A 13,006-nucleotide genomic window follows, 5' to 3' on the forward strand; every position below is an offset into this window, starting at 1 on the left:
ACTGGATACTGGGCAAAGAGCACATCATCCACCCCAGTGATGAGACCGATATCAGCGGTAATTATGACCTCAATCTGGACGGTTCTCGCTATCGAATGACCGTTACGGAGAAGAAGGCCTCCTTGACCATTCCAGGTGATACAACCCCTGTCAAAGTAAGTCTCGAAGAGCTTGATCGGCAGGTCAACCTGGTATTCGAACTACCTGATCGCGGATATTATCGACTGCATGGAAACATCAACAGACGTCTCAATATCTGGTCGGGTGCGGGAGAATCACCTAGCGGGAAGGAGATCGAGTGGAATGCCATCCGCAAAGGGAATGCTGAGGAACCTCTGTCACCAGAGAAACCTGAGAAGGACTCTGACAGGGTCAGTGCATTGAGCTATCCCAACAACGGATATGGCTGGCGGGAACGCCCCATGAGAGAGAATCTCTTGATTACCAATGCAACGGTATGGACCAATGGAGCCGAAGGCATCATGGACGATGCAGACGTATTGATCCTGGACGGTAAGATCAGTGCCGTGGGACATAATCTGGTGCTTGCTGACCTACTGCCAAAGAACATCGAGAAATCGACCGTACGCACTCTGGATGCCTATGGCAAACACGTGACTTCAGGTATCATCGATGAGCACTCCCACATCGCTATCAGCCGCGGTGTCAATGAAGGAACTCAGGCCAGCAGTGCCGAGGTACGCATAGGAGATGTGGTCGATCCAGAAGACATCGATATCTACTATCAATTGGCCGGTGGCGTGACCGCCTGCCAGTTGCTCCATGGTTCGGCCAATCCGATAGGCGGACAATCCGCTCTGATCAAATTGCGCTGGGGTCTCAATGCCGAGGCACTCAAGATCGAAGATGCCCCGGGATTCATCAAGTTCGCCCTGGGAGAGAATGTGAAACAGAGCAACTGGGGAAATGCTTACCGGACCCGTTTTCCACAATCCCGCATGGGAGTAGAGCAAGTCTTCTATGACCATTTCCATCGGGCACGGGAATATCATCGTCTGAATCAAAGAGTCCTTACCCTTCAATCGGACAAACGGGCCAGAAAACGAGGAGAGGTCCCTGTCATGCGCACCGACCTTGAAATGGAGGCATTGGCCGAGATCCTCTATCAAAAGCGATTCATCACCTGCCATAGCTATGTCCAATCGGAGATCGACATGCTGATGCACGTAGCTGACTCCATGGGCTTCACGCTCAATACCTTCACCCATGTACTCGAGGGCTACAAATTGGCCGACAAATTGGCCGAGCATGGAGCCGGAGCATCGACCTTCAGTGACTGGTGGGCCTACAAATACGAAGTCCGCGATGCCATTCCATACAATGCTTCCCTCATGCATGGACAAGGAGTCACCGTGGCTATCAATTCAGATGATGCAGAAATGGGCCGAAGACTCAATCAAGAAGCGGCCAAGGGAGTGAAATACGGAGGCATGAGTGAAGAGGAGGCTTGGAAGATGGTGACTCTGAATCCGGCCAAGCTACTACACTTGGACCACCGCATGGGCAGCTTGGAAATAGGAAAGGATGCCGATGTGGTCATCTGGTCCGATCATCCCCTCTCCATGACAGCGCGGGTGGAGAAGACCTTTGTGGATGGGATACGCTATTACGATATCGAAGAAGCCAATAAAAGGCGCAACGAAATCAAGAACGAGAGGGCACGTTTGGTCCAGAAGATGATGCGCGCTGGAGGGCAGAAAAAGAAACCGAGCGGACCCAAGGAAAAACACCGATACCATTGCGATCATCTCGAACCATGAGCATACGATCCGTCATAGCTATTCTCTTGCTGTTGTACTTCGGCCTCGATGTACATGCCCAGGTGCCTGTACCCGCTCCGGAGCAGGAGCGATCGGTCCTGATCAAGGATGTGACCATCCACATTGGAAATGGACGCGAGATCCAGGATGGGGCCGTAGGATTCCGTGATGGGAAAATCGATTTTGTGGGCAGCAGTGCCTTGGCTCCCGATGGATATGATGAGGAGGTAGATGGTGAAGATGGACATCTCTATCCCGGCTTCATTGCGGTGAATACCTCCCTCGGTCTCAAGGAGATCGACCGAGTGCGAGCAACCAGGGACGAGCGAGAGACCGGTGCCTACAATCCGCATGTGCGCGCCTTGATCGCCTACAATACAGACAGCCGGGTCACTCCCACTGTGCGTAGCAATGGTGTTCTTATGGCCCAGATCAGCCCCAAAGGGTCCCGTATATCGGGTTCCAGCTCTGTAGTCGTATTGGACGCCTGGAATTGGGAAGATGCCGCCTATGCCGCAGATGAGGGGATACATGTCAGATGGCCGGCTCTCAGGAAATGGAATCAAAAGACACGCAAACGCGAGGCCAACAAGGAGTATCCAAAGGAGGTGGCCGACTTGCGCTCCTTCTTGGAACGGGCCAAAGCTTATTGTCGCAAACCCGATGGCTCTGTGGACTTACGAGAAGCAGCCTGCTGTGGATTGTTCGATGACTCACAGACCCTGTATGTACATGCTGATAAGGCCAACCAGATGATCACGGCCATCAATATGGCTCAGGATCTCGGCATCGATCGGACAGTGATCGTAGGGGGTTACGAATCCCACTTGATCACCGACCTGCTCAAAGAGCGTAAGGTGGCGGTCATGCTATCCTCGGTACATGGCCTCCCTGAGAATCCCGATGATGATATCCACCACAATTTCAAGTTGGCCTCCATTCTCAGTGAAGCTGGAGTGCTATTCTGTCTGGAGAATGCCGATCAGATGCCGGACATGAATGTGCGCAACCTCCCCTTCCAATTGGGGACCTGTATCGCTTATGGACTGGACAAGCGGGAAGCGATCTCGGCCATCACCTTGAATACAGCTCGGATTCTGGGAATCGATGATCGCTGTGGATCCATAGAGGTCGGTAAGGATGCGACTCTGTTCATTTCCCAAGGGGATGCACTTGATATTCGCAGCAATGCGGTGACCCGAGCATTTATCCAAGGCAGGGATATCGATCTGGATGACCACCAGAAAAAACTCTACCGCAAGTACCAGGAGAAGTACGATCAGTAACCGATCTTCTGTCTGACCCGTTGTAGGACTCCTTGAGCAACCTCTCTTGCCCGCTGGGCTCCCACCTCCAGCAGCTCATCCAAGTCGGTCTTATCCGCCATGAGTGCATCGAAGCGTTTTCGTTCTCCCGCGAATTTCTCGAGAATCAGCTCGAAGAGGGCTTGCTTGGCATGACCGAATCCGTATCCCCCTGCTTCGTAATTGGATCTCATCTCAGCAATCTGATCGCTATCGGCCAATAGGCTGTAGAGGGCAAAGGCATTGCAGGTATCCGGGTCCTTGGGTTCTTCCAGAGGAGTACTATCGGTAACGATGCCCATCACCTGCTTGCGCAAGGCTTTCTCAGGTAGGAAGATGTTGATGATGTTCTCCCGTGACTTGCTCATCTTGTTCCCATCGGTCCCGGGGATGTATTTGGTCTCTTCTTGCAACTCATCCTGAGGAAGGACAAAGGTCTCTCCCATCTTATTGTTGAATCTGGAGGCCACATCCCGTGTCATCTCCAGGTGCTGTAGTTGATCCTTACCAACAGGAACTATTTCTGCATCGTACAGAAGGATATCAGCTGCCATGAGCATGGGATAACTGAAGAGCCCCGCATTCACATCTTCCAGTCGATCGGATTTATCCTTGAAACTATGGGCAAGAGTGAGTCTTTGATATGGGAAGAAGCAGCTGAGATACCATGCCAATTCGGCCGTCTCTGGTACATCACTCTGTCGATAGAATACACTCTCTTCGGTATCCAGGCCGCAGGCCATCCAAGCGGCCGCTACCTCATAGGTGTTCTGCCTCAATCGCTCACCATCCTTGATCTGGGTGAGGGAATGCATGTCAGCAATGAATAGGAAGGAATCATTCTCTGGCACCTTGCTCATTTCAATGGCCGGTATGATCGCCCCCAGTAGATTGCCGAGATGTGGGGTTCCTGTACTCTGAATTCCTGTTAATACCCTAGGCATAATGAATGGTCTAAGCTCGCTCGCGAAAGTATAAGATCGCACCTATGAATGTCCTAGGTATGAAGGAATGATACCTTAGCCACGGAGTATGAAGGGTTCCCTACGATATGTGCTTTGGCCGCTGTATCTCCTCTACAAGGTCTATATGCTGGTCATCTTCTTCGTGGTCTGGGCGGTGTTCTACCCCTTTGTCCATTTCAAACTGAAGGACCGCGACCGCCACCCAGAGGCATTTCGGATCAAGGTGCTCTGGTGCAAGGTCTTGGCCTTTTTCTGGGGTAACTACTATGTCATCCATGGTCGGGAGAATCTCTTTTTCGATGGACCCTGCGTGGTCTGTATCAACCACCAGTCTTATTCGGATATCATACACATGTACCCGGTCATCCCGTACTATTTCAAATTCATCGGGAAGAAAGAACTCCGCAAATGGTTGATGATCGGGGTATTCTTCCGCAAGGGCATGGATATCTCTATCAATCGGGAGAATGCAAAAGAAGCCATGGCCTCACTCGATGAGGCGAGAGCAGCCCTGAGGAGTGGGGTCTCGGTGGCGATATTCCCAGAGGGAGAGATTCCCAATGACACTCCCCAGCTCAAACGGTTCAAGAACGGGGCATTCAAGATCGCTCTAGAAGAGACCGTTCCCATTCTCCCCATCACCTTCCTCTACAATCACGAACGATTGGAGATTCCCCATCGCATATTCGGTAAGGCTACTCCTGGTAAGTGCGAGGTGATCGTACACCCACGGGTCGATACGCAGGGTATGGATATGATGGACCTCTCACCGTTACGGAACAAGATCTACGATATCATCAATGCTCCATTGATCGAACGTGGATTGAGCCAAAGCCCTAATTTTGTGCGCAATGAAGATCGATGATGAACTCTTGGACCGGATAGCTACGCTATCCAAACTGCGATTCGAAGATGTGGAGCGTGAGCAGATCAGGCAGGATATGCAGCGCATGCTCGACTTTGTGGATAAGCTGTCCGAGGTGGATACCACCGGTGTAGAACCATTGATCCATATGACCGATGAGATCAACCGTTTACGGGAAGACCAGGTCACCTCAGAGACCTCCCAGGAAGAGATCCTACGCAATGCTCCTTCTAAGGACGCCTATTATTTCAAGGTGCCCAAGGTCATACAGTCCTAGCAGTATTCGTTGTAGACCGATCGCAGGTGATCTGCGATCATCTCGGCCGTTCTCCCTTCGATGTGATGGCGCTCTACCATATGCACCAGATTGCCATCCTTGAATATCCCGATGGAAGGTGATGATGGAGGATACGGGAGCATGTATTGTCTCAGTCTCTGCACGGCATCGGTATCGAATCCTGCGAATGCGGTCGCCAGTACATCGGGAAGTTTCTCATTGCTCAATGAAGCCTTGACCCCTGGACGCATCGATCCAGCAGCACATCCGCATACCGAATTGATCACGACCATAGCGGTCTTTCCTTTGTTCTCCTCGAGTAAACTGTCCACCTCTTCAGGGGTGGTCACTTCTTTGAAACCCACCTGCGTGAGGTCGGATTTCATGGGCATTACTATCTCAGCTGGGTACATGCTTGAATCTTTTGTTTCAGAATGAGGACAAAGGTACGCACTGAAAAGTGACTATTGGGTAGCCTCCCATATCACCGAACCCACGATCACGCCAGCAATCGTGCCTGCGAAATTCTGGAGTAATTTCTTGCTTCTGGCCGTCTTATTATAGCCTTCTATGTAATAGTCGCTCAATTCATAGGCGGGGTCCGTGACGCTGCGTTCTCTGATCTTTATATAGGGGATCTGCATCATTGGAGCATATGCAAAAGGTGTCATGAACGGCACATACCCTCCTTCGAAATAGAAGACCGAGGCCATACCGAAAACAAACCCTCCGGCTGATGAAGGCAAGGCGCTGTAGCCCATGCGGGCATCGTTCTGGCCGGCCATATAGAATCGCATATCCTCCACACTCAGATCATATCCGAAATCGGGATCCTGGACGTAGAGTATCGATTCTCCTTCTCCCTCTTTGGTGATGGAGAACAACTCCGTCTTGTGCAGATCCATAGACCGGCTTTTTCCGTTCTTCTTGGTCACATCGAAGAACACATTGGCCCCGCTGTCATCGGTGATATTCACAATGAGGCTCTTCCCATTCAGAAGGAGGAGGGTGTCCTGTGCCTGTAGGTCAGAGAAGAACGTGAGAATGGCGATACAAAGCGTGATTCTGAGCATACAGGTGGTAGAGAGTGCGTCAAAGATACTCCTCTGCACAAGCTGTCGAAATCTACCTCTCTGAGTGCCTATCAAACAGCTTTTCTGGCCTTGTATCCATCTATATTTGCAGTTCAGATCAATTGTCAAGAATGGATTTTGCGAAAAGACACATCGGACCGAGTACGGACTCGGAAGTAGAGGCCATGTTGAAGGCTATCGGAGAGGATTCGGTAGACTCATTGGTCGAGAAGACCATCCCTCAGGCCATCCGCCTCAAGGAGGATCTCGAGCTTCCTGAAGCGATGAGTGAATGGGAGTATCTCGCTCACATGAAGGACCTGGCCGAGCAGAATCTGCTCTATCGCAGCTACATGGGGATGGGATATTACGGGACCATCACTCCCCCTACCATAGTACGCAACATCCTGGAGAATCCAGGATGGTATACGGCCTATACTCCTTATCAGGCAGAAATCGCCCAAGGACGGCTGGAAGCCCTGCTCAATTTCCAGACCGTGGTCTCTGATCTCACAGGCTTGGAACTGGCCAATGCTTCCCTATTGGATGAAGGAACTGCGGCCGCTGAGGCCATGCTCATGTTCTACAATATCCGATCTCGGGAGCAAGTGAAGCATGGGGTCAATAAGCTTTTTATAGATGAGAATGTCTTCCCTCAGACCCTTGCAGTGATGCAGACCCGTGCGGAGGCCATGGGCATAGAGATCGTTACCGGAGAGTATGCTGAAAGCAATTTGGATGAAGGCTTTTTCGGGGTCTTTATCCAATATCCTGCTGGCGATGGACTCGTGAGAGACTACAGCGACTTTGTGGAATTCTGTCATTCCAAAGAGATAAAAGTAGTGGTGGCCAGTGACCTACTGAGTCTTACCCTACTTCCTTCCCCTGGATCCTGGGGTGCTGATGTGGTCGTGGGCAACAGCCAGCGATTCGGAGTCCCCATGGGCTATGGAGGTCCCCATGCAGCCTTCTTTGCTACCCGCTCTGATTTCAAGCGGCATATTCCTGGAAGGATCATCGGAGTATCCAAAGACAAACATGGAAAGATCGCCTATCGCATGGCACTGCAGACCCGCGAGCAACACATTCGTAGGGACAAAGCGACCTCCAATATCTGCACAGCTCAAGCTTTGCTTGCTGTCATGGCAGGAATGTATGCGGTCTATCACGGCCCCAAAGGCCTTCGCAATATCGCTTTGCAGGTACATGATCTTACCCGTGCGCTCTCGGCCAGCCTATCGATGATGGGTATTACCACGCGCAATACGCGATTCTTCGACACTCTGCGATTGGACCTGCATGACCTGACCGACTGTGAGCGGGTACGTATCGCGGCTCAGACCGCGAGCATCAACTTCAGGTATTTCGAGGATGAAAGCGTGGGCATCTCTTTGGACGAGACCACACGTGAGGAAGACGTACAGGATATCATCGAACTCTTTGCCGAGGTCTTGGTCAAACCGGCCGAGATGATGGACGCTGGTCCAAGTCCTCTCAACTACCGTGAGATGGACTATCTGGAGCATCCGATCTTCAACAGCATGCATTCAGAGACCCTTCTGATGCGCTATATGAAGAAATTGGAGAATCGGGACATTTCTCTGGTACACTCCATGATCCCTCTGGGCTCCTGTACCATGAAGCTCAATGCAGCAGCCGAATTGGACCCCATCACCTGGCCCCAATTCGCCAACATACACCCCTTTGCCCCAGTGGATCAAGCCCATGGATATGGTGCGATCATCAGTGACCTCAGCCGGGATCTGGCGCGCATCACCGGATTTGCCGGTGTCTCCATGCAGCCCAATAGCGGAGCACAAGGAGAGTATGCGGGACTGATGGTGATCAAGGCCTATCACGAAGACCAAGGAGATCACCAACGCAAGGTGGTACTCATCCCCTCTTCTGCACATGGCACCAACCCGGCAAGTGCCGTCATGGCAGGATGTAAGGTAGTTGTGGTCAAGTGCGATAAACATGGGAATATCGATCTGGATGACCTAAAAGAGAAGGCCGAAAAGCATGCCGATGAACTGCTCGGACTGATGATCACCTACCCCTCGACCCACGGGGTGTTCGAGGGTCATGTGACCGATGTGACGCAGATTATACATGACCATGGAGGTCTGGTATATATGGATGGTGCGAATATGAATGCGCAGGTCGGATTGACCAGCCCAGGGAATATCGGAGCTGATGTATGTCACTTGAATCTGCATAAGACCTTTGCCATCCCCCATGGAGGCGGTGGCCCAGGTATGGGACCTATAGGAGTGGTGGAAAAACTGCTGCCCTACCTGCCCTCCAATCCGGTGATTCCTACAGGGGGAGATAAAGCCATTCCGGCCATCTCCTCCGCACCGTGGGGAAGTTCATTGATCCTACTTATCTCCTATGGATACATCCGTATGCTCGGTCCTGATGGACTTAAGCGCTCAACAGAAATGGCCATTCTCAATGCCAATTATCTCAGAGCACAACTGGAAGATGATTATGACATCCTGTATAAAGGAGAGAAAGGAACTGTGGCCCATGAGATGATCCTGGACTGTCGATCATTCAAACAAGCCGCTGGAATCTCAGTAGAGGACATCGCCAAGCGATTGATGGACTATGGCTTCCATGCGCCAACGGTCTCATTCCCTGTAGCAGGAACGCTTATGGTGGAGCCTACCGAGAGCGAGTCCAAGGAAGAGCTTGACCGCTTCATCCAGGCGATGAAGGCCATACGCGAAGAGATCGCAGCCATCGAGCGCGGAGACCTGGACAAGGAGAACAACATGCTGATCAACGCTCCACACACGGCCGATGAGCTCATTCATGGCGAGTGGAACAGACCCTATACCAAGGAATTGGCCTATTACCCCATGCCTTATATCAAGGAGCAGAAGTACTGGCCTCCGGTCAATCGGATCGATAGTGCCTATGGTGATCGGAATTTGATCTGCAGCTGTCCCTCTATCGAAAGCTATGACCAAGAGCAAGAGGCTGAACTCGTAGCAGACTGAGCAGAGCTTGGCAACGAGTCGATAGACATCGATATCAAAAGAAAAGCCCCCACCTTGCGGTAGGGGCTTTTTCAATATTCGTTCTTAGAGCCTTGGCTCCGAATCACTGCTTCATGAAGGTGTCACCTACAACTGTCGTGTTGTCGATGGTCACTTGAATGCTGTAGATCCCGGCTTCCAATGCTCTGACATCCAGTGTATGGAATGCGTAAAGATTGTTTCCAGAGAAGACCTCTGAGAGTACTTCTCTTCCATTGGCATCGTAGACATTCACGATAGCGCTGTTCTGCACCAAAGTGCTGAAGTTCAGGTTCAATCTCTCGGTAGCTGGGTTCGGGTAAAAGCTCACCAGATCAGCAAAATCGAACTCTGCCACGCTTGTAGGCATCTCAACAACGATGTTGTCGACAGTGATGAAGTTGTCATCATCAGAATCGTGCAAAAATGCGATACGTATGGTCTGACCGGCATACATGGAAAGGTCCAGTGTGTGTGGTTCATTCAGACCTACGAATACGTTGTCGCTTGAATCCAAGTATGCTGTCACAGTATGGTCTTCAGCATGACGATATCCCGTACCTCCGGTACCATCACCGAATGTAGCAGGGAACCAGCAGAAGGACTCGATATCGAATCCACCACCTGCAGAGCAACCCGTGTAATCGATACCTGGGTAGTAGTCGACCACCCAGCTCACTTCTTCTACCATTTGAGCCTGCGTCCAAAGAGTATCTGAGAAATTCGCTTCAAGGTCGGTCATGTCAGCATCTGGAGATACCACTACACGCATACCATCTGCATAACGTGGAGTCTGACGGACCCCTACATCGAAGTGCAATACGGTCATTCCAGCTTGGATGTCCAATTCTGGAGTGATAAGATAGTTCCTGTTACCCGGAGCAAATCCGTCCAACCATGAACTGGAGCCCATTACGAAGTTCGTGTCTTCTGGGATGGGATCCACTAGGATATACTCGACACCGGTAGTTCCGTACCAGTTCTGCGGACGGGTGTTCGCATCAGGAAGGTTATCCAAGTCGACACTGAGCCAATCTTCTGGTTCCGCATCATCTGGTTCTTCGACAAAAGGGATGTCACCACTATTGGCAAAAACCTGGAAGTCCTCAGAGAGAAGGACCTGCGCTTGAGAGGCAAATGCGAAGCCAACAGTGATTAAAGCAAGTAGAATTCTATTCATGATCTTCGTTTTATTACGTTTTCACGGTTTTAATGAATCTCAAAAATAGCCAATTGAACCGCCATTCCTCACGATAGGTCCTCATTTTAAGGACATTCATTGCAAAGCTTACACCCGCTTCAACTCTTGAGCAATTGTTCTCGGAGTCGCTTCATGAACTTGGAAGCATACACGAAATCCTGTAATTCCTGATTGTCGGTGCGTATGAGTGCTTCTCGATCGCCTTCCCACCATTTATGGCCTTCATGGATGAACATGATGTTATCAGCAGCCTCCATCACCGAGTTCATGTCGTGACTGATGACCACCGTGGTCGTATTATACTCATAGGTGATCTCCTTGAGCAGATTGTCAATGACGATGGCCGTTTGAGGGTCGAGTCCGGAATTGGGCTCGTCAGCAAACAGGTATTTCGGCTCCATGGCGATAGCCCGGGCAATGGCAATCCGTTTCTGCATACCGCCACTCGTCTCGCCCGGATAGAGCTCCTCCTTGTCGATGATGTTGACCTTATGTAGGCACTCTATGGCCCTATCGCGCATCTCGGCTTTGGACCAGGAGGTGAACATGCTCAACGGGAACATGACATTCTCCAGTACGGTCATGGAGTCGAAAAGGGCTGAGGCCTGGAAGAGCATGCCGATATTCTTACGTATCTCGGTCTTCTGCTTCTCATCCATGGATGAATAGTCCACGCCATCGAATAGGACCTTCCCCGAAGTGGGCTTATACAGGCCTATGACACACTTGGTGAGCACCGACTTACCCGAGCCGCTCTTACCTATGATCATATTGACCTTCCCCTTCTCAAAAGTGGTGGTGATCCCCTTGATGATCTCTGCCTCGTCAAAGGACTTATGTACATCCTGCAGCTCGATCATATCAGCATCACCTGGGTGAGGAGGTAATTGAAAATGAGGATGAGAACGCTGCTGCTCACCACTCCCTGGGTGCTCGATTTACCTACCTGCAAGGCTCCCCCCTTGACCGTATATCCATGGTATGCAGATACCGAAGTGATGATGGCTGCAAAGAAGAGGGTCTTGATCAATGCGTAGAGAACATGGAAGAATTTGAACTCCATATGGATACCGCTGATGTAATCCTGTGTCTCCAGTATCCCTGTACCCACCGAAACGATATACCCTCCAACAATTCCGAGGATCATACTGATGATGATGAGAAAGGGGAAGAAGACCAAGGCGGCAATGAGTTTGGGTAGAATGAGATAACTGGCGGAATTCACCCCCATGATATCCAAAGCGTCTATCTGCTCGGTCACACGCATGCTCCCTATCTCCGATGCAATGCTCGACCCTACTTTACCGGCCAGAATGAGACTCAGCATCGTGGGTGAAAGCTCCAAGATCACGGATTCACGCGTGGCATAGCCTACCAGGGACATAGGAATGAGCGGGCTGTCGATATTGGTGGCCGTCTGTAGACAGATGACCGCTCCCATGAACAAGGAGAGCAGCACGACCAGGCCCAATGAGCTCACCCCCAGATTGTCCATCTCTGCAATGATCCGCCTGCGGTATACCTTCCACTTCTCAGGTTTACTGAAGACCTTGCGCATCAGTAGGCCGTATGCCCCGATATGTCCGATGAGATTCAAATCAATCTATTCGCAGACGAAAATAGATATACTCTTCGAGGAGGACCTCCGTTGGATATCTTTACCCCGAGAGATGACTTCATTGATCCGTATACTCTTCTTGATGGCCATCTGCATCCTATTCTCATGCAGCAAGGGACGCAATGTGCGCAAGATCAAGAAGAACTGTAATTGTCCTGAATGGTCACAGACCCTCCCTGCTGATGAGATTCACACCTGTAGGGTCCAGCCTTGATGCGATAGAATATTGGCGTGGCCTATTGCTCCATCATGTTCCAGAGGGAGCTGTTACGTATTCAGCTGAACTGTTGGCCGAGTCCCCGATAGTTCTACATATCAGCCGACCACGGAAGACCAAGTTGGGACATTTCAAGCGGACCACTTCCAGAAGTATCCCTGAGATCTCCATCAATGTGGACCTGGGACCCGAGCGCTTCCTCTTCACCCTGATCCATGAGATCGCCCACTGGAAAGCCTTCGATCTATATGGCCGTGGCATCAGACCTCATGGACGGGAATGGAAGTCCCTTTTCATCGAGCTTATCCGGCCGCTGTTACAGAAAGAAGTCTTCAGTCCCGGAATAGCAGCTGTCATCCAGGAGCATCTCCGTTCTCCCAAAGCCTCCTCCTGCAGCGACCCTCAACTCCAGCGCGCCTTCGATCAGGCAGAGGGTATCCATCGACCCCACTTGGATGAGGTCCCCTATGGTGAGGTATTCACTTTGAGCAATGGCAGGTCCTTCATCAAAGGACCCAGGAAGCGCACTCGCTATCTCTGTCAAGAAGTCAAAAGCGGTAAGCGCTACCTCATACCGGGAGCCATCCATGTACTCGATCACGTAGAAAGCGTGTAATTTGCACCGCTAAAACCAGCACTCTATGGAGAAGGATAAGAACTATTGCGTGATCATGGCCGG

General features: G+C 51.0%; 13 protein-coding genes. 7 read left to right on the plus strand and 6 right to left on the minus strand.

Features of this window, described 5'->3' with window-relative positions:
- Both HKN79_00240 and HKN79_00245 read left to right on the plus strand, forming a co-directional pair.
- The coding region (locus tag HKN79_00240) for an amidohydrolase family protein (protein NNC81979.1) at positions 1-1,781 on the plus strand (1,781 nt) is incomplete at its 5' end.
- On the plus strand, positions 1,778-3,067 hold the full coding sequence (locus tag HKN79_00245; protein ID NNC81980.1) for an amidohydrolase family protein: 1,290 nt from the start codon (positions 1,778-1,780) through the stop codon (positions 3,065-3,067). The genes HKN79_00240 and HKN79_00245, both read left to right, overlap by 4 nt.
- On the opposite strand, the gene trpS is transcribed toward HKN79_00245, so the two are convergent.
- The gene (trpS, locus tag HKN79_00250) at positions 3,061-4,029 is read right to left on the minus strand and encodes a tryptophan--tRNA ligase (protein ID NNC81981.1); all 969 of its coding nucleotides are present in this window, start codon (positions 4,027-4,029) and stop codon (positions 3,061-3,063) included. The genes HKN79_00245 and trpS overlap by 7 nt on opposite strands.
- A gap of 88 nt (positions 4,030-4,117) precedes the next feature.
- On the opposite strand from trpS, the gene HKN79_00255 reads away from it, so the two are divergent.
- Together HKN79_00255 and gatC are read left to right on the plus strand one after the other, a co-directional pair.
- On the plus strand, positions 4,118-4,915 hold the full coding sequence (locus tag HKN79_00255) for a 1-acyl-sn-glycerol-3-phosphate acyltransferase (GenBank protein NNC81982.1): 798 nt from the start codon (positions 4,118-4,120) through the stop codon (positions 4,913-4,915).
- Positions 4,902-5,192 carry an Asp-tRNA(Asn)/Glu-tRNA(Gln) amidotransferase subunit GatC gene (gene gatC / locus HKN79_00260; protein ID NNC81983.1) on the plus strand — a complete coding sequence of 97 codons (291 nt, stop codon included), beginning with the start codon at positions 4,902-4,904 and terminating at the stop codon, positions 5,190-5,192. Before HKN79_00255 ends, gatC begins: the two co-directional genes overlap by 14 nt.
- Here the strand turns inward: gatC and HKN79_00265 are convergent.
- Entirely contained in the window at positions 5,189-5,605 is a 417-nt protein-coding gene (locus HKN79_00265; GenBank protein ID NNC81984.1) for a BrxA/BrxB family bacilliredoxin, read from the minus strand. The two genes, gatC and HKN79_00265, sit on opposite strands and share 4 nt — an antisense overlap.
- Before the next feature lie 51 nt (positions 5,606-5,656).
- The gene (locus HKN79_00270; GenBank protein ID NNC81985.1) at positions 5,657-6,265 is read right to left on the minus strand and encodes a hypothetical protein; all 609 of its coding nucleotides are present in this window, start codon (positions 6,263-6,265) and stop codon (positions 5,657-5,659) included.
- A gap of 131 nt (positions 6,266-6,396) precedes the next feature.
- On the opposite strand from HKN79_00270, the gene gcvP reads away from it, so the two are divergent.
- The gene (gcvP, locus tag HKN79_00275; protein ID NNC81986.1) at positions 6,397-9,273 is read left to right on the plus strand and encodes an aminomethyl-transferring glycine dehydrogenase; all 2,877 of its coding nucleotides are present in this window, start codon (positions 6,397-6,399) and stop codon (positions 9,271-9,273) included.
- Between the two features lie 103 nt (positions 9,274-9,376).
- On the opposite strand, the gene HKN79_00280 is transcribed toward gcvP, so the two are convergent.
- The 3 genes from HKN79_00280 to HKN79_00290 form a co-directional block, all read right to left on the minus strand.
- Complete coding sequence (locus HKN79_00280) at positions 9,377-10,471, minus strand: T9SS type A sorting domain-containing protein (protein NNC81987.1); 1,095 nt, start codon at positions 10,469-10,471, stop codon at positions 9,377-9,379.
- 119 nt (positions 10,472-10,590) lie between these two features.
- Positions 10,591-11,352 (minus strand): ATP-binding cassette domain-containing protein, encoded by a 762-nt coding sequence (locus HKN79_00285; GenBank protein ID NNC81988.1) that lies wholly within the window; start codon positions 11,350-11,352, stop codon positions 10,591-10,593.
- Positions 11,349-12,050, minus strand: a complete 702-nt coding sequence (locus HKN79_00290; protein ID NNC81989.1) for an ABC transporter permease — start codon at positions 12,048-12,050, stop codon at positions 11,349-11,351. The genes HKN79_00285 and HKN79_00290 overlap by 4 nt, the downstream gene beginning before the upstream one ends.
- Before the next feature lie 28 nt (positions 12,051-12,078).
- Here HKN79_00290 and HKN79_00295 point away from each other — a divergent pair, with 28 nt between their 5' ends.
- The gene (locus tag HKN79_00295; protein ID NNC81990.1) at positions 12,079-12,324 is read left to right on the plus strand and encodes a hypothetical protein; all 246 of its coding nucleotides are present in this window, start codon (positions 12,079-12,081) and stop codon (positions 12,322-12,324) included.
- Complete coding sequence (locus HKN79_00300) at positions 12,293-12,943, plus strand: transcription elongation protein SprT (protein ID NNC81991.1); 651 nt, start codon at positions 12,293-12,295, stop codon at positions 12,941-12,943. Before HKN79_00295 ends, HKN79_00300 begins: the two co-directional genes overlap by 32 nt.
- Positions 12,944-13,006: the final 63 nt, after the last annotated feature.

The organism is Flavobacteriales bacterium (assembly GCA_013001705.1).
Lineage (GTDB): Bacteria > Bacteroidota > Bacteroidia > Flavobacteriales_D > JABDKJ01 > JABDLZ01.

Excerpts from the sequence above, each read along its gene's own strand:
- HKN79_00265 (NNC81984.1), bottom strand. The coding sequence starts at position 5,605 with ATGTACCCAGCTGAGATAGTAATGCCCATGAAATCCGACCTCACGCAG.
- HKN79_00295 (NNC81990.1), top strand. The coding sequence starts at position 12,079 with ATGAGATTCAAATCAATCTATTCGCAGACGAAAATAGATATACTCTTC.
- HKN79_00245 (NNC81980.1), top strand. The coding sequence starts at position 1,778 with ATGAGCATACGATCCGTCATAGCTATTCTCTTGCTGTTGTACTTCGGC.
- gatC (NNC81983.1), top strand. The coding sequence starts at position 4,902 with ATGAAGATCGATGATGAACTCTTGGACCGGATAGCTACGCTATCCAAA.
- gcvP (NNC81986.1), top strand. The coding sequence starts at position 6,397 with ATGGATTTTGCGAAAAGACACATCGGACCGAGTACGGACTCGGAAGTA.
- HKN79_00300 (NNC81991.1), top strand. The coding sequence starts at position 12,293 with ATGAGATTCACACCTGTAGGGTCCAGCCTTGATGCGATAGAATATTGG.
- trpS (NNC81981.1), bottom strand. The coding sequence starts at position 4,029 with ATGCCTAGGGTATTAACAGGAATTCAGAGTACAGGAACCCCACATCTC.
- HKN79_00280 (NNC81987.1), bottom strand. The coding sequence starts at position 10,471 with ATGAATAGAATTCTACTTGCTTTAATCACTGTTGGCTTCGCATTTGCC.
- HKN79_00290 (NNC81989.1), bottom strand. The coding sequence starts at position 12,050 with ATGCGCAAGGTCTTCAGTAAACCTGAGAAGTGGAAGGTATACCGCAGG.
- HKN79_00285 (NNC81988.1), bottom strand. The coding sequence starts at position 11,352 with ATGATCGAGCTGCAGGATGTACATAAGTCCTTTGACGAGGCAGAGATC.
- HKN79_00255 (NNC81982.1), top strand. The coding sequence starts at position 4,118 with ATGAAGGGTTCCCTACGATATGTGCTTTGGCCGCTGTATCTCCTCTAC.
- HKN79_00270 (NNC81985.1), bottom strand. The coding sequence starts at position 6,265 with ATGCTCAGAATCACGCTTTGTATCGCCATTCTCACGTTCTTCTCTGAC.